General features: G+C 32.8%; 27 protein-coding genes, 1 tRNA gene and 2 pseudogenes. 5 read left to right on the plus strand and 25 right to left on the minus strand.

Annotated features, from left to right (window positions below; all coding sequences use genetic code 11):
- From IGM13_RS08900 to IGM13_RS09005, 22 genes and pseudogenes are all read right to left on the minus strand, one after another.
- Complete coding sequence (locus IGM13_RS08900) at nt 1-888, minus strand: DUF5309 domain-containing protein (protein ID WP_002387280.1); 888 nt, start codon at nt 886-888, stop codon at nt 1-3.
- Nucleotides 889-901: 13 nt separating this feature from the next.
- Nucleotides 902-1525, minus strand: a complete 624-nt coding sequence (locus IGM13_RS08905) for a DUF4355 domain-containing protein (protein ID WP_010706493.1) — start codon at nt 1523-1525, stop codon at nt 902-904.
- A gap of 218 nt (nt 1526-1743) precedes the next feature.
- Nucleotides 1744-2064, minus strand: coding sequence for a hypothetical protein (locus tag IGM13_RS08910; protein WP_002380436.1), 321 nt, complete (start codon nt 2062-2064; stop codon nt 1744-1746).
- A 287-nt stretch (nt 2065-2351) separates the two neighbouring features.
- Complete coding sequence (locus IGM13_RS08915) at nt 2352-4256, minus strand: head protein (protein WP_010706494.1); 1905 nt, start codon at nt 4254-4256, stop codon at nt 2352-2354.
- The gene (locus IGM13_RS08920) at nt 4231-5703 is read right to left on the minus strand and encodes a phage portal protein (protein WP_010706495.1); all 1473 of its coding nucleotides are present in this window, start codon (nt 5701-5703) and stop codon (nt 4231-4233) included. Before IGM13_RS08920 ends, IGM13_RS08915 begins: the two co-directional genes overlap by 26 nt.
- A gap of 11 nt (nt 5704-5714) precedes the next feature.
- The gene (gene terL, locus IGM13_RS08925; protein ID WP_002387276.1) at nt 5715-7103 is read right to left on the minus strand and encodes a phage terminase large subunit; all 1389 of its coding nucleotides are present in this window, start codon (nt 7101-7103) and stop codon (nt 5715-5717) included.
- Nucleotides 7096-7557, minus strand: coding sequence for a helix-turn-helix domain-containing protein (locus tag IGM13_RS08930; RefSeq protein ID WP_002383816.1), 462 nt, complete (start codon nt 7555-7557; stop codon nt 7096-7098). Before IGM13_RS08930 ends, terL begins: the two co-directional genes overlap by 8 nt.
- A 75-nt stretch (nt 7558-7632) precedes the next feature.
- Nucleotides 7633-7809 carry a hypothetical protein gene (locus IGM13_RS08935; protein WP_010706496.1) on the minus strand — a complete coding sequence of 59 codons (177 nt, stop codon included), beginning with the start codon at nt 7807-7809 and terminating at the stop codon, nt 7633-7635.
- Between the two features lie 183 nt (nt 7810-7992).
- Nucleotides 7993-8805: a hypothetical protein gene (locus tag IGM13_RS08940; protein ID WP_086269706.1), complete on the minus strand. Its 813-nt coding sequence runs from the start codon at nt 8803-8805 to the stop codon at nt 7993-7995.
- Between the two features lie 111 nt (nt 8806-8916).
- A pseudogene (locus IGM13_RS08945) lies at nt 8917-9150 on the minus strand (hypothetical protein).
- Nucleotides 9151-9733: 583 nt separating this feature from the next.
- On the minus strand, nt 9734-10204 hold the full coding sequence (locus tag IGM13_RS08950; protein ID WP_002383811.1) for a hypothetical protein: 471 nt from the start codon (nt 10202-10204) through the stop codon (nt 9734-9736).
- Between the two features lie 24 nt (nt 10205-10228).
- On the minus strand, nt 10229-11152 hold the full coding sequence (locus tag IGM13_RS08955; RefSeq protein WP_002383810.1) for a DUF6731 family protein: 924 nt from the start codon (nt 11150-11152) through the stop codon (nt 10229-10231).
- A 266-nt stretch (nt 11153-11418) separates the two neighbouring features.
- Nucleotides 11419-11490: transfer RNA gene (locus IGM13_RS08960), tRNA-Trp, on the minus strand.
- Nucleotides 11491-11869: 379 nt separating this feature from the next.
- The gene (locus tag IGM13_RS08965; protein ID WP_010706497.1) at nt 11870-12286 is read right to left on the minus strand and encodes an ArpU family phage packaging/lysis transcriptional regulator; all 417 of its coding nucleotides are present in this window, start codon (nt 12284-12286) and stop codon (nt 11870-11872) included.
- Nucleotides 12287-13193: 907 nt separating this feature from the next.
- Nucleotides 13194-13602 (minus strand): annotated as a pseudogene (locus tag IGM13_RS08970) (RusA family crossover junction endodeoxyribonuclease).
- Nucleotides 13599-14456, minus strand: a complete 858-nt coding sequence (locus tag IGM13_RS08975; RefSeq protein WP_002387271.1) for a helix-turn-helix domain-containing protein — start codon at nt 14454-14456, stop codon at nt 13599-13601. The pseudogene IGM13_RS08970 and the gene IGM13_RS08975 overlap by 4 nt, the downstream one beginning before the upstream one ends.
- Complete coding sequence (locus tag IGM13_RS08980; RefSeq protein WP_002357010.1) at nt 14456-14656, minus strand: hypothetical protein; 201 nt, start codon at nt 14654-14656, stop codon at nt 14456-14458. Before IGM13_RS08980 ends, IGM13_RS08975 begins: the two co-directional genes overlap by 1 nt.
- Before the next feature lie 4 nt (nt 14657-14660).
- A complete protein-coding gene (locus IGM13_RS08985; protein ID WP_002364344.1) occupies nt 14661-15302 on the minus strand; it encodes a putative HNHc nuclease in 642 nt (213 codons plus the stop codon).
- Between the two features lie 4 nt (nt 15303-15306).
- Nucleotides 15307-16041, minus strand: coding sequence for an ERF family protein (locus IGM13_RS08990; RefSeq protein WP_002383799.1), 735 nt, complete (start codon nt 16039-16041; stop codon nt 15307-15309).
- Complete coding sequence (locus IGM13_RS08995; protein ID WP_002383798.1) at nt 16034-16351, minus strand: hypothetical protein; 318 nt, start codon at nt 16349-16351, stop codon at nt 16034-16036. The genes IGM13_RS08990 and IGM13_RS08995 overlap by 8 nt, the downstream gene beginning before the upstream one ends.
- A gap of 195 nt (nt 16352-16546) precedes the next feature.
- Nucleotides 16547-16885: a hypothetical protein gene (locus tag IGM13_RS09000; protein ID WP_002383796.1), complete on the minus strand. Its 339-nt coding sequence runs from the start codon at nt 16883-16885 to the stop codon at nt 16547-16549.
- Nucleotides 16886-16921: 36 nt separating this feature from the next.
- The gene (locus tag IGM13_RS09005; protein WP_002378465.1) at nt 16922-17131 is read right to left on the minus strand and encodes a hypothetical protein; all 210 of its coding nucleotides are present in this window, start codon (nt 17129-17131) and stop codon (nt 16922-16924) included.
- A 54-nt stretch (nt 17132-17185) separates the two neighbouring features.
- Between IGM13_RS09005 and IGM13_RS09010 the strand changes: the two genes are divergently transcribed.
- The gene (locus IGM13_RS09010; protein ID WP_002357001.1) at nt 17186-17374 is read left to right on the plus strand and encodes a YegP family protein; all 189 of its coding nucleotides are present in this window, start codon (nt 17186-17188) and stop codon (nt 17372-17374) included.
- A gap of 25 nt (nt 17375-17399) precedes the next feature.
- Here IGM13_RS09010 and IGM13_RS09015 read toward each other — a convergent pair whose 3' ends face one another.
- Genes IGM13_RS09015 through IGM13_RS09025 form a run of 3 tightly spaced genes read right to left on the minus strand, consistent with a single transcriptional unit; the run spans nt 17400 to nt 18659 of the window.
- Nucleotides 17400-18122 (minus strand): Rha family transcriptional regulator, encoded by a 723-nt coding sequence (locus tag IGM13_RS09015; RefSeq protein WP_002387270.1) that lies wholly within the window; start codon nt 18120-18122, stop codon nt 17400-17402.
- Between the two features lie 22 nt (nt 18123-18144).
- Complete coding sequence (locus IGM13_RS09020; RefSeq protein ID WP_002403885.1) at nt 18145-18456, minus strand: hypothetical protein; 312 nt, start codon at nt 18454-18456, stop codon at nt 18145-18147.
- Nucleotides 18457-18467: 11 nt separating this feature from the next.
- Nucleotides 18468-18659, minus strand: coding sequence for a hypothetical protein (locus IGM13_RS09025; RefSeq protein ID WP_002383936.1), 192 nt, complete (start codon nt 18657-18659; stop codon nt 18468-18470).
- A gap of 295 nt (nt 18660-18954) precedes the next feature.
- Here IGM13_RS09025 and IGM13_RS09030 point away from each other — a divergent pair, with 295 nt between their 5' ends.
- The 4 genes from IGM13_RS09030 to IGM13_RS09045 all read left to right on the plus strand — a co-directional run bounded on the left by IGM13_RS09030 (nt 18955) and on the right by IGM13_RS09045 (nt 21930).
- Nucleotides 18955-19296, plus strand: a complete 342-nt coding sequence (locus IGM13_RS09030; protein ID WP_002387267.1) for a helix-turn-helix domain-containing protein — start codon at nt 18955-18957, stop codon at nt 19294-19296.
- A gap of 4 nt (nt 19297-19300) precedes the next feature.
- Nucleotides 19301-19951 (plus strand): ImmA/IrrE family metallo-endopeptidase, encoded by a 651-nt coding sequence (locus tag IGM13_RS09035; RefSeq protein ID WP_002387266.1) that lies wholly within the window; start codon nt 19301-19303, stop codon nt 19949-19951.
- 95 nt (nt 19952-20046) lie between these two features.
- Nucleotides 20047-20676, plus strand: coding sequence for an SHOCT domain-containing protein (locus tag IGM13_RS09040; RefSeq protein WP_002387265.1), 630 nt, complete (start codon nt 20047-20049; stop codon nt 20674-20676).
- Nucleotides 20677-20781: 105 nt separating this feature from the next.
- Complete coding sequence (locus IGM13_RS09045) at nt 20782-21930, plus strand: tyrosine-type recombinase/integrase (protein WP_002387264.1); 1149 nt, start codon at nt 20782-20784, stop codon at nt 21928-21930.
- Nucleotides 21931-21936 lie beyond the last annotated feature (6 nt).

Consider the following 21936-nt stretch of genomic DNA (forward strand, 5'->3'; position numbering starts at 1 on the left):
TTAGGCTTTCAAATTCAAGATTGCTCCAGAATTAGAAGCTTTGTATTCAATTGAATACTCACCAACTAATCCAATCCGTCTTGAATCTGTTGTTTTTGCTAATTCTTCCGCACGCCATTCACGTAATGGACGTAATTTTACATAATTAGTATCAATAGCTGCGATTGTTCCATTAGGTAAATTAGGTTCAATTAACGCAATTCCTGAACCGTAATTTGAGACAATATTTCCAAGTTGCAATCCAAAAGTAAGTTTATCGCCAAATTGCACAATTTTTGTTGATTTTTCATCCAACTGATCAATCATTAATTCTTGCATATCAGGTGCTACTAAACATAATTTTTCGCCCATGTATCCTTTTTGGAACATTGTTTTAAATAAGGCATCAATATCTTTTCTTGTTACTGCCCCCGCAGCTGCTGTTTCGACTTTATTCGTTGAGCTAATCAAATTTAAAATTCCGTTCATCTGACGACCTTTAGAACCAGATTCATCAGCCTTTACACCAACAATCAATTTACGATTTAAGTCAATTTTCATTTCTGTAGCACGAAGAGCTACTTGGCTATTCAATTCATTTCCTACACCATCTACATTAATAGCATCTAATGTGCCAGATACAGAAGTTGATTTTCTGAAAATTTCAGTATAGTTGTTAAACCATGTACGATCAGATTCCGCATCTGCGTATTCTCCGCCTTCTAATTGAGCAGATGAATCATCATTATTCATGCCATATTCTCGCCATTTAATCTCAGTTGACTTGGCAGCTTCAACTTTGCCTGCGCCTAACAAATAGCTTAAAAATGGTGTGTTTGGAACTTGTAATGCGTTAACTTCCTGTGAAATATCTAAATACTCAAGATTATTTAATGAACTTTTTTTCATTTGTAGTTTCCTCCTAATCGATAAAAGCTTGTAATTTTTGTCCTAATGCTACCTCTGGATTTTCAAACGATTTTGTTTGATTACCAGTTCCCATGTTGGTTTGTTGCGATTTATTACCAAAAGCTTTAGTCATTTCTACATTTTTAATAGCTTCTGCATGCTTATCATTTATTGCTTCTAAAAGCTCTGTAAAGCCTTCTACAGCCTTCTTAGTAAATTCAGTATCTGAACTAACAAGATTATTTAACATAAATTGAGAAATAGAATCTTTCAAATCTCCGTCCCAATCTAAGCCAGCAATTTTTTCTGCAACAAAAGCCTTATTATCACTAGTCACACGTAATGCCTTTTCAGCTTCAAATTCAGCCTGTAATTCTTCTAATTTAATTTGTTCAGGAGTTTTATTTTTCTTAGATTCTTCATACTCCTTGATTGTTGTTTCCTTGATTTTTTCAAGATTATTTTGTTTCCAAGCTTCTAATTGTTTATCTGCAGCTGATTGTGACTGTGATTGTACAAATTTTTGTGCTTCCTCATTTGATTCTACAAATGCCTTAAAATCATCGAAAGTGAAGTTTGTACCACCGTCTTCTTCAGCAAACATTTGTAAATTCATTGGTAATAGGTTTGGTTTCATTTTGTTTCTCCTTTCGCCCCACGATTCGACTAATCGCCCCGCATTGCTTTAGATTTATTTATTGCGCCCCACCATTCAATTAAGCCCAGCATTGCGCTAGTTTAACGTCATTTCGGACAAAATAAAAAGCCTAACTTTCGTCAGACTTTAATTGCTTTTCTTCTCTTAGTAAATGCTCTTCATAATCTGCATCTAAGTAATCATAGGGATCCATCTAATCACTTCCAATTCTTATGGACCAGTTCAGCACCTAACATTTGATAATCAGTGACAGCATCTTTTACGTTTTGCAGAGTCCTAGACACAATCGAAATAGTTAATTTACTTTTTTTACCTGGTAACGAATACAAAATATCAACGTGACAATAATTACCACCCCAAACTGATTTAAGCTCATCTTTGACGATATTACCGTTGCCATCTCTCAAAGTGTGTTTGGTTAAGTATCGTTCGTTTTCTTGTTCAAAAGCTTTTTTATAGGCTTTTTCTGTACCATTGGTAACTTCTAGATTTAATACTGCTTCGAATAATCCTTTCATGATCTCACCTCCAATTTAGGGTATAAAAATAGCACTCAAAGTTATCCTTTAAGTGCTTAGTAAAGTCTGCTATGGTAATCTGACGGGACGTGGACCGATTTATTTTCTTTAATATGCTCATCAATGAATTTCGCTAATTTTTTTGCACCTAGAATAGAAAAATCGAAGTCATCACTCTTTGTTACATCGATATATTCATATATTGGAAACTCATCATGGAAATGTTGTTCATACTTTTTAACTGCATCATCAATAATAGACCATGCGCCATCTTCGCAACTAAACACTTATTTCACCGCCTTTAAAATATCATCTACTAATTTTTCCCATTGGCTTACTGCTGTCGGAAAAATCTCTTTCATTAATTCTCTTGACTTATCGTTAGCAACCACTTCTGTCATATGTGCAAAAAATTCCGTTTCTGTGCTACCTGTTGTTTGCCAATAGCGCTTGCCGTGACCAAAACCTAACGGATAGTCTCCTAAAGAACCTATAGATTCAATCATATCTGAAATAGCGGATACTGAGTTAGGATTTTCCCTAACTATTTTTGATAATCGTTCTCTAGTTTTTTGTAAGTTCTCTGTATTTTTTTTATAAATTTCCGCCCTTAAGTCATCATAGGCCTTTTTCTTATCCGCATTTCTAGGTCTATTACCTAAATCATTATAGGATGGCAAATCTCCGTTTACATATTTCCAAAAATCGCGTTCTAGCGCTTCTTTAATGTTATACTCAGAAAGTGACGATGCGTGTGTTATATGCTCTTCTATAAAAGTGGTTCGTCTTCCTAGCTTTCTTTTTATCAGTTTTCCTGTCGGCATCGTATTTTTTCCTGTTAATACTTCAAGCCCAAGATGATCCAAAGCATGTCCTATCTCATGATAAACTGTTTGATAAGGATTAACACCCCTATCCCCATCAAATGATTTTTGACTAAGTTGAATTGATTTGCCTTGTGCAAAGGCTCTTACTTCTTTGATGTCTTTAAACTCCAACTTATGCCCTATCACATTTATTAAGTTTAGCACCCTTTGGTCAGTTATCCCATCTAAATGATCTAAAAAATTAGAATAATTTTCTTTTCCTAAAGCTTCTTGCATGTTTGTTTTGTCTAATACGGATTTTAAATCGAGTTTAGTTGCACTAACTTTTGGATGATTTAATTTAATACCCCACTGCTTACTTGCGAATTCATCCAATAAATCACCAAACATCTCTTCATACAATTTATCTATGTCATCGCTAATTTCAGGAATAATTGGTATTTCAGTACAACGGCAACGTCCATGATACGGTGGATGCCAATCATCTTTAATCTCTTTTCCATGACGTCCACCACAAATAGAACAAACACGCTCATCTTCTGCCGACCAGCTTTGTGTTTGCTTAACACCTATATCCTTTAGCGATTTTCTTACACCTTCTACCGCAAAATGTGAATATTCCGTTCTAACAAGATTTTCAATCGAACGATTAAACTTTCCTTGTTCCAACTTAAACATACCGCTAATAACACCATCGTTTTTCATCGTTCTAAGAGCTTCCACAACTCCTTCACCACTTGCCAATGAATTAATAATGGAATTGCTCAAACGTTGCTCTAGGGTTGATATATTGCCCCATAAACGAGATGAAAATGTTTTTCCGCTCCACGGATAGTTCATGATGTTTTCTAGTTCATTCTTAGTTAAACCAGGTGCTGAACCGCCTAATAATTGTATCAACGCATTAGAATTAGAATTGTAGATTCGTTTTGTGATATTCTCTAAGTCGTTATTAAATTTACCGTTAACATCACTAGCTATTGCTTCACCTGCAATGGTAGAAAAAATGTCTGCTCGTAATTGTAACAAGCGATTAACTTTCGCATAGTCAAAGGATGGAAAATATTCATCAATGAATTGTTTATAAACTTCATCTGATTCCATCAACTTTTCATAGTTCTTCTCAATATACTTACGGTACTTCTCTTGGTCTCGTTTGCTAAAATCTTCTAGCATCTCACTTTGAGTAATACCGTGTAAATCAGCTTGTGCCAATAACTGTCTTTGAATTTTAACTAAAGCACGTTCGAAAACAGATTCTAGTTCACTAAGAGTTTTCTTTTCCAGTTTCAAGCGTGCTTTGTCTTCTAATTCACGACGTTTTTCCCAGTAGCGTTCACTAACTGTTGCTTTCTTCTTCGTCATTATCCGCACCACCTAGTTTGTAGTCACCACTAGGATAATCTTGACCTTGTTCTAAATTCATCAAGTCCATTTCATAATCTGGGTCTTTAGCAAATGGAATCTGATTAATAATTGTTCGTTTAGATAGAAACGGCGAAAGTTTTGGCAATGCATCAGCAAGATAGCCAATATCTGTTGGCAAACTGCGACTGAATGTAAACACAATTTTAGACACATCTAAATCAAGCTTATCGTTAAATTTAATGAAAGCTGCCATCGTTTCAGCGACTTCTTTTAAACCTTCCCTGAAATACTGCTCTTTTGTATTTGTTTTTGCTTCTAAGGCAATAATTTGCCATTTACGAGCTTCACCAGAAGCGTTTGATTTAAATACCTCATCATTAAAATCAATTGATTTTGTGATTGTATAGAACATTTTTTTTAGCTGGTTTAGATGATACTCGTTGAAATCTTTATTAATATCTTTCGTTACATACCCAACCTTAGCTTGTGGATCTGGTAAGTTAAGGATACCTAATTGTTCCATCATTCTTTGTGCTTTTTCTTCATCTAATATTGAGCCGCTAATGGCCATGTAAGCAAGTTTAAACTGTTCAACTTCGTTTTGTTGGTCTGATAAGCTTCTATCAAATGCATCAGAAAGTTCTTCCGCCACTTCAAAATCGCAATAACGATTCGTATTGTTTTTAAATTCTGATAGGTAGAACGTTTCTAGCGGGTTTTCTACTTCCTCAATTAATTTAAATGTTCCAGATACACTGACTAAATTAAATTCAATGTATCTGCTATATATGCGTATTCTTTCTTTAGTAATGACTTTCATTTCTTCAAAAAATTTTTTTTGATGTGTGTCGTATTTTTCACGAATAAAGATATCTGCATTTTCGTATTTTTCAGCTTTCCATGGTTCGATATTGCTCGCCCATAATTGCCAACCTTCCTTGGTTTTAACAGGTTCTAACAAACGAAAAGCAACACCACAAGCTCCTTGAAACCGAGCTGTGTCAGAATCAAGCATGGCAAACCGCATATCATTCACTAACTCTGTCAGCCGTTCGAACTCTTTTGGTGTTTTGGTATTTTTTAATGTATTATTCAAAAATAAATCTTTAGCACGTTGCATAATTGATCGTCTCTGCTCTGTAATATCGTAATCCCACTTAATTGGAATACCTGTGAAATGGTCCGCTGCTTGATCGACAATAGTATTGTATAAACCAGCATGAAGTTTATTATTCACTTTTATAATCTTTGTGTTTGGTTTAGGTCTTCTATCGATCTCATTTTGTTCGCTTGTATAAGCTTTGTATTTGCGCTCTCTATCATCAAAAAATGGCTTCATTTCAGTAATAAAATCATTAGGATCGAAAACTTCTTCATTAATTTGTGTAGAATATTTTGTTCGTAATCTTTTATACCGCTTCAAACTTAAATTGTTTTGAAACATTTTCACACCTCCTAATATTGGATAAATCTGACTTGGTTATCATTTGCTAATGTTTCTACAATGCCTGTTACAGCATCTGGTGCATCATCGTGTCTGTTTTTACCTTCCCTTTGGTAGGTCGTCATAGCTTCATAAAATTCTGGCCATCTTATTTTCCAATCTGATGGGAAATACACATTATTTTCTACAAGTGCCGAATTAGAAAGAATACGTGATTGTTTATTTGCCGATTGATGAAACGGCTCGTAATAAGCACCACGATATCCTCGTTCTTTAACAATTCTTTCTGAATTACGAGAAAAACCACGCCCACCAGAGTTAGACTCAATGCGGACATGGTTTACTTGGTTATTTTTAATTTGTTCAGCGTGTGCTGTTTCCGTTTTTTCCATTGGTTCTTTTGTAAATAGAACATCCAATACTTCTGCTTTATGATCTTCTGTCTCACCAAAAACAATTGAACAAAGATTATCAGCACCAGTGTCTGCTGTATCGGTATAATTCCATATTTTAATGTAATTAGAGCGTGTTTCATATGTTGAAAATTTTTGGTACAAACGACCTTTTAAATCAATCGGTTCTTGTTGATAGTTAGCAGAAGCAATATCTGCACCCATCGTTTTCTTTTTACGGAAATATTCTTCTTTAGAAAGGACAGACTCACAAAGCATGGTGTCTGTTTCTTCGTTATATGCTTTCATGCTAATATGTTTTACTTTATAGCCTGATTGCGGCAATTCTTTTAATGCTTTACCTGCTAAATCATTAGAATTCCATCTGGTCATAATGATGATGATTTTGCCGCCTGTTTCTAAACGAGATAGCATCGTATTAACAAACCACTCCCAGTGTTTCTCTAATACCATAGCGTTATTTGCTTCTTCAGCATTTTTAATTAAATCATCAATGATAATAATGTCTGCACCAAAACCTGTAGCTGTGCCAGTTGGTGACGTTGCTAGATAATTGTTATATCCGCCAGTCAAACTCCATAAGTTCATGGCTCCATCACCAGACTTTATCTCTACACCAGGGAATACATCTGAAAATACAACTCTGTTTTTATCAGCTTTTATTTCTTGAATAGTATTCCTTACGCTTTTAGAAAATGTTGTAGATAACGTTTCGTTATATGATCCCGTCATTATTTTTTTTCGAGTGTCATTCCCTAACAACCATTCTACGAATTTACCAGCAGTTCTCGATTTCCCGTGTCTCGGCGGTTCGTTGATAACTAGAACGTCATTATCGCTATCATAAATGAATTCTTGCAAGTCATCACATAACTCTTTTAAGTACTCTCTGTCTTGCTTATAAAAGTCAGATGCCGTTAATTTGCAATATTCCCAAAAATAACGACGGGATAATTCTAACTTCGCACCCAAAACAATCTTATTCATCACTTTCAGCTAACTTTCTTAATTCTTTTTCAGACAAACCAGCAAAAGGATTGTTAACAGACATTTCACCAGAAACTTGAGTTTCTTTCTTATCTCTCCACTCATCTGGTTTTCTATTTTTCAACCAGAAAATAGCAGATGTTGGGTTAGGGGCCACTTGTTTTGTTACTCGTTTAGTTACTTTCATGCCTGAGTCAGTTAACTCTTTAGTAATTTCAGTGTATTCGTAACCCACCGCACTTTTAAACAGTGCATTTTCCACTTGGCGGTCTACAACTTCTTTACCTCTTTTTATGGTGTCCTTAATGTCCGGAAATCGTTTTTTCCATTCATTTAACGTAGAACGACTTATTCCAATATTTTGTGCTATCTGTTCATCGGTGAGGCCGTCTTTAGCCCATCCACCTATTTTTATTAATCCTTCTTCAGAAATCCACTCTGTGTACTTTGCCATGACCTCACCTCCAGTATAATTTTATGTATAAAAAAAGACTACTATTCAAATAAGCAGTCTTTCCAAGTATAATACTCAATCTCGGTTCATTGCATGTTCAATACACTTATCGCATACAAATTGTTCAGGATCATTTTCATTTGGGTAAAATAAATGTCCACAGTTATCACATTTTTGTTCACCATTATAATACTTTCTTGCTGCTTCCATTCTAGCTTGTTTATCTTGTTCATCTTCAAAAGCTCTTGACATATCGACATCTCCGTTCATAAATTTGTTATTAAAATCAACGTTATGAATTTAAGTATAGCGTATGACAAATCGAAAAAAAAGTATCTCAGCAAACTTTAATTTAACTTACAGTACCATATATTAGCTTAACTGCTTTCAACTATCCTATAAATGCCTAATTAAATTGAGTAATTTACAATACTGTTACTGGCCTTCTTTGGCTTTATCCCATTCTATTTTTAAATATAAGGATATAACTGTTGTAAAGAAATCAATAGCTTTATGATAGTTTGTTAAACTAACTTCTATATCTTTTATTTTTCTTTGATAATGCTCAATATTCTTCTCTGCAGCCACATAATCATAATCTTCACCTTCTAATTTTTCTGGTGGTGTGTTCTTAATTTTCTCTAATTCTGATTGCTCATGTGACATCCAATATTCAAAATTATCTTCATACAATTTATTTATTGAATCATGATAAAATCTTATTTTATTTGAAATATTTTTATAGTTGTCATCTTTATACAATTCAACTAAACACTCAATGTATTTTTTTATATATGCGTGTTTATTAATATTGTTATTTTCTTTTAAAACTATAGATGTAGCAGTCTCAGAAATAATTATTTTATTTTGTTCAATGTATATTTCTGAATTAACTTTTTTATTCATTTTTGAATTAAAATATAATTTTAATAGCTCAGATACCTTTTCAATTTCCAACCATTGCTCATAGAAAACAGTTTTTTCCTTTTGTAACGAAAGCAGCAAAGAAACAAGTTCTGATGTTTTATCTCTTACGCCACTTATCCATTCTATCCTTGCCTTTGCTTTTAAATTGGCATCAATTTTCTTTTGTTCCATTATATATTGTCTTTCGGCAATCTTCACAGAATTTTTATAGCTTAACCAAGAAAATACAGCTGAAATTATAGCTCCTATAAGAGCAACTGCAGCAGCTGCAGTTGCCGACTGAAAATCCCCGTTGTGATCCCAAAATAAAGCTTCTAACATTTTTGCACCTCGATAGTTTTATTTTAATTATCTACTAACTATCGATATCTTTCAACTTAAGATTATCCTCAATCAATATTTTTAAATCAGAAAATTAATTCAATTTGCATTCTAATCCATCAAATTCTTGTTAATATTATTTTGAATGTCTGCTTCATCAAAGAAACCATGCCCACAATAAACAAGCTTACAATCATCAATTTCCTTTGGCGTGGCTTCTCTCGTCATTTCAAAAATAGATGCATTCTTTTTTATCTGCACAGACATTACAACACGCATTGAAACAGTTGAGTGCTTCGGATGTGGATATTCATGTGTTAACGATACCTACCAATAGCTTTTCATGTTCTCTCTCCTAATTGTTTTTATGTATATTTGTTTATTGTAAGACAAACACTTTAATCCCTGTTATACTCATTGAAAGACAGCAACTCCTTTTTGCTTCATGTAACACTTCCAGTTATTTCAAAACATAATCTGCTGTCTGGCCACTAGATATTTTATCTGGTGGTTTTTCATGCGAAAACAATCCAAATATCCGACAAAACTTGACAGCTATGTTACACTTGTTTTAGGTAGCACTCTTTCATAATAGCTAAAGTTCATAAACTACAAGTGACACGAGATTTTCACTAACGCTACCTAGCCACTAGATCCCATTTCTAGTGGCTTTTTTTGCACAAAAAATAAGTTTTGATGTGAATAAACGCTCTTTTATTCTTTATTCTTATTTGATATAATTTTTTAGGTAGCAACTCCTTTTTGTAAATAGCAACCAACAAAAATTTTGCACGAATGCTACCTAGCCACTAGATCCCATAGTCTAGTGGTTTTTTTATGTACGAAAAAAAGACCACTTACTGAGTGATCTTTATATCGACGTGGCAGGAGTTGAATCTGCATGCCATTGATTAAAAAATAACTGTTCTTATTTATTAATGAACCTTTTCTTTTTTGGTTCAGATTCAAAAACTATTTCTAAACTCAAAATAATAGTCTGTAAAGACAACGCCATAAACAGCCCTGAGAAAAATGTCCATATATAAAATATTAGGATTGAAGCAAAGGTCTCTTTATACTGAAATATTTGGAGCATCATTGATAGTATCAAAGTAGTAAATGCACTTAATAAAGATATAAAGAGTTGATATTTTAATTTTTTTTCTATAGCAGATCCTCGTATATTCTTCATAAAACTAGTATCTTTTATAGTTATAAGAATTCCATAAAAAGCCGAATAGAAACCTATAATGATTGAAGTAAAATTAATCATAGAATCTAATAAGTTATCAAACCCTTTGTCATTATAAGAAAATTGGGTTAACGAACATATCAAGACAAATACAGCACCAGTTAAAAATGGAAAAATCCAAAAAAATATATGATGTTCCTTGTTCATGATATCTCACCCCTCTTCTTTAAACTATTTTACAGCATCGATAATTTGTTTTCTATACCCACCTTCATTAGGATGAAAATAATAATTTTTAATATTGTCTATAACACTATCTGATTTTAAAAATGCACCATCTGGCAAATCAAAAGAACGATACACATAGAGCTTTCCATTTATTAAATCATACTTTTCAACAGGTACCTCTTTTGATTTTTTTGCTGAAACAATTGCTGAACTAAATAAACTCTTATCTTGTTCAATTGCTGTTATTACTTCTTTCATTTGATCTTCTGATAAATCTTTTTTTGATCTCCCTGAACTAATTTCTATAACAAAATTTGTACCTTCAAATTTCTCAAATAGTTCCATAAAAGGACCTAATACTTTTCTCAATCCACTTCTATCACTAGTTGTATTCATAGAACCTGCTCTTAACTCTAGTTTACGAAATTTTTCATTAGCTAAGGCTTTACTAATAATCTCTTTATTTACAACTGGCAATAATTCAATCTCTACTAAATCATCACTCATTTCAGTAAAATAATCTTCAATACCTGAAGGTGACAAACTATGAATATTTCTTTGTACCATTAAAACAGATAGCTCTCTATCATACAAGCAACTAATATCCTCAGCAATATATTCTCCAGGATTTAACGGAATTTCTTTCAAAACTTCATTATTTAATTCTACATACGCAGGTTTATCATTTCTTAATCTAGTAAAATGCATTGCATATAATTCTGGACTACTAGAAACCTCAAAAAATCTGTCCATTCTAACTTTTTCCCCAAAAAGAATAACATCTCTATCAGTATAGTTACTTATACTATTTATCCTATCAGCTAATGGATATAGATCGAAAAGTCCTTTTACAATTTTTTCTCCTTCTTGAGCTTTTCCATTGACCTGGAAAAATTCAAATCTTACTTGTCTCTTCTTGTTTACCATTTAATAAACACTCCTTATTTAATTATACCTACTAAAATAATTAAATCAAAAAGAAGACAGAAAAACAAGCATTTTTCTTGACTTCTTTCTAGTAGATATAATCATAAGGATTACAATTTATATTATAAACGAGAACGAACGTTCGGTCAAGTGTAACTAATACTTACAAATAAAAAAGAGACACCAGCTTGCTAGTGTCTCATAATGAATGTAGTAGAAACATCTATTGACGATCCTAATTTTATTTAAGCAGCAAAAGCTACTTACTGGAACAATAGGAGTCGAACCTATACCGACGGTTTTGGAGACCACTGCTCTACCAGTTAAGCTATATCCCATTAACACTCACAAACCTGTAGAAAAAAGAGAGAGGAATTACACCTCATTTCTTTTAGTTTGAGAACGTCTGATTTGTGAGTGATCATTGCAAACTACATAGCGCTATCTTGACAATTGCTTTCAGCGTACGTCTACGTGTAAGCTTCATGCCAAGTTTATTGCAATATTTGCTACCTAGACTAAACGAGACAGAAAGAACTGGACTTTCCACATCCTTATTCTTTATTTTTTTGTAGGTAGCCTCCAAAGATAAGCGAAACGGAGCTAAGATAGGTAATGCATGCCTTACCCTCGTCTCCTTATCTTTCGACACTACCATAATAACATCTAAATATTGATAAAAACCGCCAACTTTCCGCCAAAAAACCGCCAAAAATTTTATTTATATGCAATTATTTTTCCATTTCGATACGCTTCGGCAAATTCAATTAAAGCCTCTGATTTCATTCGTTGAATACTTCTTTCGGAATATCCAACTTCCCTAGCTATCTTGTAATTAGAGTAATGATCCTGCACACAGAAACTATAATGCAAAATTTGTCTGCTAGTTAGGCTCAATGCCATAAGCGCAGATACAATTGCGTCTCTTTCTGCTTCTGCATCTACTAATTGTACTAGCGCATCTTCTGCTTTATTCCCGTGACTTTGGCTTTTAGGCATATCTGTAATAATTGGTGATTTTAAATCTATCAAAGAGCGACCAGCTATTCGCTCTAAACGTCTAAAACTCTTCAACACATTTCTAGCATTCGCTTTTGTTTGTCGAAAATCTACTTCTTTTAACAATAGAATCAAGTGAAATCGCTCCTTTTATGGTATAATAATTTATAATAAACATATCATCATTTAAGAGTTGCTTAGCGGAAACTAAGTAGCTTTTTTTATTTATCCAAACATATATAAGAAATGCTTATTCTTTGCTCATCAGCGACTCCATATGATATAAATTATACTAAGAATACTATTCCAATAGCTATTCACTTCTCAGCCAGTCGGCGGAAACCGACTGGCTATTTATTTATCAAAATATTCATCACTCATACATGTTTGTAGTCAACAAATTATTGGTTGACTATAAAGAAAACAATAATAATTCTACAATATTTTACAATCTTCCATTCGTCATCTTTCACATCATCTTTATTCATTTGATATTTTCCATCTAATAAATATTTTTGGCATAGAAAGTATTTTCAAATCTATTTTTCAATGGTATAATCACTTTAACTTTCTTGGGGATTTTATTTATTAAATAAATTTCCTCCTTTTCTACATTAACTTCTGGTAAACAGTTAATAGTAGTACACGTCTCTGCAAGAGATCTATTGTCGATTTTTAATCGGCTTTTTAATAGCACTTTATTTGGGGAAAGTGCTAACTCACACCTAAAGAACAACTGGCGGAAAACAGTTGTTTCTACCACATAAGTCAGCTAGTGGTCAGCTGGCTTTTTTTGTTGCCTTAAATTTCATAGTAATGTATTATTAATTGTCTCTATCTGAGATGAAAATGTATCTATAACTAGCTAGCGGAAACTAGTTAGTTTTTTTATACTATTTTTTGTTGGTTTTAAAACTACTTAGCCTTTTTATATAAATGTGAACGTCGAATAATTGAATATTAAATTCTTTAAATTTAAGCATCTTCTTTACTCGCTTTCTAACCGAATAATTCTCTTTGATCTGTTTACCCGTTTTACCCACTACACTTGTTCCTCCAAACTTGTAATTTCTAGTTCTGTTCGTGGTCGCATACTGTACAACTTTTGACAAACCATTACAGCAATTTGACCATCGTTTTTATATAAAATACCTTCGGCAGCATCAGTGACTGCTTTGAAATAATTATCCAAGTCAGGTTTCTTATCGCAATATTTCCGCTCTAATTTCACTTCTAAGCGTTTCTTTTTAGAACTTAATAGATATTTTAGGGGTAGCGATGTAAAACGTAATATGCGCAAAAATAGCCCCTTTTTCAATCAATTCTGGTTTTGCCTTTTGTTTATAGGCACCCATAGCGCTATCTTCATAGGTTTGGACATAATTCCCACGTCTTGCAAACCTCGGGCGACTTTGCAGTTTTCGTTCAATTGGCAGGATAATTCGCATCATTTCCCCTCCAAGTATTCTTTTATTTGCCTATCAAGTTCAGCTTGCTTTTCTGGTGATAGTTTCTCCTCTTCTTTTTTTGGTTCATTTACCCAATCTGGCAACTTCTCTTGTCTAACTGGATTATTTGAATATCTTACTTGCGTTGCCGTTTCAGACAAGTCGTATTCATCGTTAAAACGTTCATCACGTATCCAGCGGAACAATTCTTGTGGATGATACCAGTCGTTTAATTTGATATACTTAAGATAAGCTTTGTATCCTGTTTTAAACCGTTCGAAGTCTTCATCTGACTTAATTTTCTTTAAGAATTGCTCTTTGGCTTTTTTCTTATTGGTTTTCTTCGGATATGTTTTCCAAACCTTTTCAAATAATTCAGACATGGTTGAACTTTGTTCAACACTATATATATTCTTTGTATTATTCTTTGTATTATTAATTAATGTATTATTCTCTGTGAAGTTTTCTTCACTAGGGGTAGTGAAATTTTCTTCATCCCCCTCCTGATGATTTTTTCCATAGGTGATGAAATTTTCTTCACTAGGGGTGTAAAATTCTGTATCAGTTGGATACGGTAAGATATAGATATGTCTCCGATCTACCATTTTGCTGTTTGGCTTATAAAAAATTTGTATTTTTATATAGTTTCTTTCTTCTAACTGTTTCAGCCATGAAATAATTGTTCGCTTGCTAACGTTATACAGATTTGCAAAATATTGATTCGTTGCCCAACAATAGCCTTTTTCATTTGCTAATGCCGTTAGCTCTCCATACAATAATTTTGCATTCCCATTTAAGTGGTTATCATAGCGAACAATCGCTGGGATAATGGCGTAATATCCTCTATGTTCATTCACTAGTTATCCTCCTCATCAACAACGACCGTATAAACATATTTATGCTTAATTTCTCCGTTAACGACTTTTTTTATTGTTTGTGCTTCAATAGCTATTCCTTTACCATTTCTTGAACCGATATAGACAAATGCTAATAGTTCAAAAAATAGTTTTTGACTCGATGTTAATTGCCTGTATTTTTCAAGTAATTCCTCTACCAAACTGTTAACCTCCGATATTCAACTTCTTACGTTCTTCAACGTTTAGTTTTACTGGTTTAATTTGATACTTGTTTAAAAAGTTCTTAGTACCTATCTGATGTTCTTCTTGATGATGTTGACGACAACCAGCGTAAAAAGTAAATGTTTCATGATTAATCTTTTGACGATTTCGCCCCATACCGACTACCTCGATATGACAAACATCGGCATGTTTCCCACAAATACAACACTTACGGTATTTAAGGCAGTAATAAAACCATTTGTTATTTTCTAGCAAGTATTGGTATCTCTTTTCTAGTGGTACATCATTTTTCAAAATGAATTCGATTAAAAAACTAATCCATTCTGTTGCTTCATGTCGTGTAGCCTTACTATGTTCAAAATACACGCCACTTTTAGCTTCGTAGTAATACTTTAAAACTTCCTCTATCCATTTGGGTTCGTCATAACTCCAACGAGCTATATCAGCTATTAAAACGTGAGAAAGTGCATTCTGTTTTTGAGACATTTGTCGATTATCTAATAGTTCAACTTTTACTAAATTGTCATCGTTGTTAGCTAGGAGTTTGAGGAAATTCGAGTTGATCTCATCCTCAAACTCAATCGCCAATTTATTTCCTTTGTGTTTTATGATTTTTCCAATCATTCAATCACTTCTTATCTTCTTGAACCTTCTGCCTAGATTCATAAAAATTTATCCACTTCGCAAGCAATTTAGAAATAACACCATAATCATAAGCACTATATTCTTCAAATGCTTTTTTAGGATTCAAATCAGAATCATTTATAGCTAACGATTTCACAGCTTCAAATTCTTGCCCTGCCAGCTCGGCTACTCTACTAATTGATGCGTTCAACATATCAATTTGCCGTTCAGTAATTGTAGTATTTTTTAGCTGTTCTTTTTGGTATTTATCAGGATCGTCATCATCTGTTGCAATATTAAAAAATTTCAATAAAAAATATTTTTCCGCATACGTTAGTGCTTTTCCTACCCCCTTTTCTCCTTCAATATCTACTCCTTGGCTATACCATGAACAAGCAACAATCTCAGAAGGATTATGAATATTAATCCATGTCATCATTAACTCTAGCTCTGTAAAATACGTTGTACGTTTTTTGGCTACAGGCTCTTTCTTTACTTTATCCGCTTTCCATACCTCATCTTGTGATTCCCGAACTTGATGAGCAACAATTTCTGGCTTCAAAATTAATCCAACTTGATTTATGACTGTATTTAATGCGGATAGTACATCGCTTGACCCCACATAGCTGTACTGCTGGCCACGTTTACTTTTTTGAATATATGGTGCTTTTTGTCTCACATACGCTAATTTTTGATAAACATTCAACTTAGAAAAATCTGTTTTGGTTGCTTCAGTCATTCAATAAGCCCTCCTTATATCTTTTTCCTGAACTCACATATTCAATTAAATACACGTTTTCTTCGCCTAATTCTTCTATCAAATCAACGATTGTATCTTGTGTAGCAATTTTTTTACAAGTGAGTACTGGTTGTCCTGTATAAAGACATTTCATTGCAAAAGTTATCTCAAACACACCGTCTTCATCAGCAATTTCATTTCCAAAATAATCAGTAGTATCCACTGGATCATCTTCATAGGTTTCCTTATGTGGTTTTTCAGTCGGCTCTGTTAAATATCTGTCTAGTGCATTTGCTTCTCTACGATTCATTCACAAAACCTCTTTTCTGTGTTACAATTTTTCTAGTATAATTTTGTATGCGACTATTTGCTTGGCGGCGTAGTCGCTTTTTTCATCATGCAATCCCTCTGTGCTCTTTTTGTTGCGCAATGTATAGTTGACTTTTTTGTTGTTTGTACCATAAATCAGCTAATCTTTTTGCTTGGTTTAACTTTTCTTTTCTAGTCATTTAAACTCACCTCGAAAAATCTTCGATAATATATCCATCAAATCGTTTGGATCATCTGTGACAAAAGTATGTGTATTTTTAGTCGTAGTTTCTGTTTCAGTACCGTACATCTCTTTTAATAAACGATGTTTTGGACAATCACAATCTGATTGTTCCAGTTTTTCTTTTGTTAGTGTATATTGGCTATGTGCAGCAATGGCTACTATCGTGCCTTTTCCAACTTGAGATATTGCCATCTCTCCTTCTAAATCGATAGCTGCCAAAGATAAAGCTACATCTTCTTTCTGGCATTCTTTTGCTAGTTTTTTAATCAATTTTTGAATTTTATCGTTCATTTTGGTATACTCTCCTTAGTTCATTTTGTATGTGTCCTAATCGTTGGCAGACGATTGGGGCTTTTTATTTTGTCTTTTTTGAAAATGCTGATACTCCGCTTCATCCCAGTTGAAAAACCAACGGATAAAAAGAGGTACACTTATTGTTGCCAACACTGGAACTGAAAAGTGGCTTTTCAATAACACACCTAGCGCAATCATCAATAATAATGCGCCTATCAATCGTGCTTCACGTATTGCTTTCATATTTACCCTCCTATAATTTTTTTGATATAATTCAGTTGAAAGCGGGGTGTCAAAATGTTTTTTGTAATAAAGAAAGCTTCTAATAAAAAATACTATTTTGTAATTAAAACCGAAGAAAATGAAGTAATCGCATCAAGCAAGACTTATTACTATAAATCTTCTGTTTTAGAAATTATTGAATCCATCAAAAGTGATATGGATCAAAAAGCTATTATTGTTGACACTACTTTTAACTGGGGATAAGTTAAGGCTTATCCTTTTATCATTACTATCCTATTTCTTTAAACATATCTCCATTATCATTAGCCATATCAATTCTTGCTTGTAATTCTAAGTTAGGCTTCCATCTAGGAATTAGAGCTACAGCCTCTTCATATCGAACTTTTGGAATGTCTACATAAGATGCTACATCGAATAATGCTTTCAATTGTTTATAACAATTACTAAAGGCTGATTGCTTAATACTTGAATCCTGATAAGCCAATGTTTTTTTGCCACCTAATACTTTGATAACAGTTGATGAAACTAGCCCTTGTATCTTTCGTTGTTGGCTTCTATTAATTGTAGTTTCTGTTTCTAGCTTATCTAAACGTTGATTTACAAGAGTCAATCCACGTTCATGTTTTAACGCAGCTTCTAATAACAATTCTGTGTTATTAATCGGTAAGTTTGATTGAGTTTTAAGCAGTTCCTCCATTTGGTTAAAAGCTTCAATGTATTTCAGTTTAAACTTAAGAGCTTTTTGACCAGTGAATCCCATTGCTAGTAGCGTGAATCCGTCACGGTTCATAATGATTTGTCTATATTTTTGTTTGTTTTGTGGATGAATATAGCTATCTTCGTAAAATAGCCCTGCGTAATTTTCCGCAACCCCCTCTTTTAAATCATCAATCGCTGCTAAAACATCACGATGATTTTTATTAAACGTTTCTGCGACTTGCAAACTAGTTGTTACTGCTTGTTGGTTTTTCATAATTACTAAGTTGTCCATTGTTTCTGTATCGTCCTTTCCTTTAATCCCAATGATTCATGATGTCATTACAAATTTTTATAGCTTCTTTAGCAGGCCAGTATCTTTTTCCCTTGCTAGTACCAGGCTTTCTTTTTTCGATCATTTGCATACGTTTGTCTTTTACAAAATTTTGTTCAACTTCAGGAACAGACATTGAATACATAGACGATAATTGTTTGATGTCTAAATACTCAGCACGTTCATTTAATCCTTGACTAGCTTCATTTATGACTTGCTCAAACATTTTTCTCAGGATTTTTTCAATAATGTTGTATAGAAAGTTTTTTGAAGATGTATCTAGAAAATTTTCCATTCTAAACACTCCTATCTAATTTTGTAGTATTCAATAATAGCCGTTAGTGTTTCGTGAGCCTTTTTACTTTGATTTTTACCAGAAAGATAGTCGTTTAGATCTTGCTTATGAATATTGAAATACGTGGCTACAGATGTTAATGATATTTTCTTATCATCAAAGTACTCACGAATTTTCGCTCTGCCCGCTGTTGTGTCTGGCATATTAGTTTCTCCTTTCTTTAGTATTTTTTGTAAATTAATTAGATAGAATTTATAAAACTATTGACTTATGTATACAAATATTCTACAATCAGAACATAGTTAAATAAGCCTATAACAAAACCTTTATTATGCACTCGGTCGCCAAACTTAATGCTGTAAGGTATGTTTTTAGTTTGCTTTTTTTCTATCCAATTAACTTACAAGAATTATTATATACATTTTTTCTACATTGTCAACCATTTTGTAGATTTTTTGTATACATATTTTCTTTGTATTTCTAGAAAGGTTGATATAAGTGGATTTATACGAAAAAATAAAATTACTTGCTAGCGAAAAGAAAATGTCAATAAGACAATTAGAAGAAACATTGGGATTTGGAAACGGGGTAATTAATAGATGGCGTAAGAATACTCCTGGTTCTGATAAATTAAAAAAAGTTGCGGACTACTTCAATATATCTGTAGATTATTTACTTGGACGAACTGATAATCCAAATTCTAATAACTTAGAAGAAGATGAAATTACAACTTTCTTCCGTGTAAATACAGAAGATTTAACCGAATCCGAAAAAGATCAGCTCAGAGAAGAATTAAAAGAGTACTTAGAATTCATGAAATCAAGACTTAAAAATAAATGATTGGATGACCCCTATGTATTTAGACTACGATACTTATTTTGAATATCATGACCAGACATATATTATTATTGAAAAAGTTGCTAATTACTATGGAATTGAACTAAAAGAGTTAAGATGGAAACACTACAAAGATTATATGATTGACGTAGAAAATGTTGACATAATTCCCTATAGTTTCGGTGATGTTTCAAGAAAAATATTTTCAGGAAACATAATAAAATTTCACGATAAATGCGGAATTTCCTATAATCCAACAATGGTTAAAGGAAGGCAAAATTTCTCAATACTTCATGAATCTGCACATTATTTTTTTGATATGAATAAGGAATGCAAGTCTCAAAGTTTTTCAGATTTAATTACTGGAAAAGGATACACTAGCGAAGATGAACCAAAAGAAATAAGAGCTAATATATTTGCATCCCTTGCTTTAATAAACAATGAAGCATTGAAAGAATGTTTAAAAAAGCAAATGTCTTTCCGTCAAATTTGCGAAGAATTTGAAATGAGTGCTGCAGCACTACACGTAAGGTTATATGATTTTTTAACAAAAATATTCTTATTAAATCCATGCTTAGCAAGATCAGCTATTAATCAATATAGATATAACTATAATTCAACAAAATTAATCAGTTATATAAAAATGTGCTTGTGCTGATGAACTACAAAGAATTATTTTTGCGTAAAAAATCTCGTGTAAGGACACAGACTTAAAACTTATCTTGAAGTTTGTTGATAAAACTAACAACAAAAATGGAGGAATATAGTATGTTTTTATTTGGAAATAAAGAAGAAAAAAAGGTAAAGAAAGCAGAAGAAAAGCAAATAAAAGAATATTTTAAAAATAATCATGATATTGTAATAGGCGGTATTTATTTTAATGATTCAGACAAAAAAATATTTATCCCAAAAAGTATTTCTGAATCAAGAAAACAACAAGTTATCAACTATGATGATTTGATTAGTTACACAGATATTTTTGTTGGTGGCAATATAAAAAAACATCACGGAATAACTCGTGCAGTTGTTGGTGGCGTTTTAGCTGGTCCTGTTGGGGCTTTAGTTGGTGCTGGAACAGGTGGAAAAGAATTTACTTCCATTAAGCAATTAGGAGTTATGTTACATCTTCCTAATAATCAGACAGTAAAATATATGTTAATCACAACTGAAACAAAAACTGATTCTATGATTGGTAAAGGTTTAATGGATAAATACAACGAATTAATTGCAAAACTGGACCAAATACTAAAAACTAATTCAAGTAATAAAGATAACACTGTATTATCTTCTGCAGACGAGATAAGAAAATTTAAAGCCTTGTTAGATGATGGCATTATTACAAAACAAGAATTTGAAATAAAAAAACGTGAATTGTTACAATAAAAATAACGCACCCTCTCCGGCTAAGAAGTTAGTGCGTTAAAAATAGAACCAAAATAGGCTTATTTTGTTACGCCTATTTTACCACAAAGAAAAGGACGTGAAAATATGGCGAAACTAAATTGGTCCAAAAAATACAAATATGTTTTTTCTTACTCAAATAAAAAAGGAACTTTTTGGGGATATCGCTATCCTTATTACAACTCTCTAAAACACCGAAAAGAAGCTAGCAAACGTGGATTTGAAAGTGAAAGAGCGGCGAATAAAGCATTGCTAAAAATCCAATATGATTTAGAAACACAAAATACTTCCTTCGTCGAAAATAAACAACTCACCATAGATGAATGGATCAAAGTCTGGATACCTTACGCCCAAGACAATTGGAGTGTTTCAACAAAACAAAACATTGAATCCGCTGTTAAATTTCACATATCACCATTGATTGGAAATCAAAAGCTATCTTCTTTAAATAAGATTACTTATAAACGAGAATTTATTGACAAATTAAGACAAGAAAACAAATATACAGAATCAACTATTCAAACGTGGCATAAAATTGTAATGAGGATGATTAACGCTGCGGTACACAATCAAATCATCCCTAGCAACACGCTAACAGGCTTTAAATTTGATTTAAGTAATAATGTTCGTTCGTTCTCTAAAAAGGAATTACAGCGATTTGTGGCGGTTTTAGAAAACGAAGATATTCAAACGCAAGTTATATTTTTAACTCTGCTAAAATCTGGAATGAGGAAAGGCGAACTGATGGGGCTGCGTTGGAGTGATATTGATTTAACCGAAAAATATTTCGATATCAATTCTACACGTGGTGATTACGGTGAAAATAAACCTAAAACAAAAACCAGCATACGTAAAGTTTATTTTGACAACTCGTTACTCACTTTAATAAAAAAATACAAAAATCATGAGAAAGAACGGCTTTTCAGAGAAGGGATAATTTTAAGCGATAAGGACTATTTTATTTTAAGTTCTCGAAATTTACCTATCAAACAATCAAGAATTACGTATATGTTTCGCCTGTTATGTGAAAAAGCAGAAGTTCAAAACATAACCGTACACGGCCTAAGACATACCCATGCAACGTTTTTAATTGAAGCAGGAGCAAACATTAAGTACGTTTCAACTCGGTTAGGACACAAGAATATTAATATAACTTTGGATGTTTATAGCGATGTGCTAAAAGAAGAAGAAAAAGAAACAGCTGATATGATGGATAAACTTATTGAGAACTTGTGATTTGTG

The sequence above is a fragment of the Enterococcus sp. DIV0561 genome (assembly GCF_050539875.1).
Lineage (GTDB): Bacteria > Bacillota > Bacilli > Lactobacillales > Enterococcaceae > Enterococcus > Enterococcus faecalis.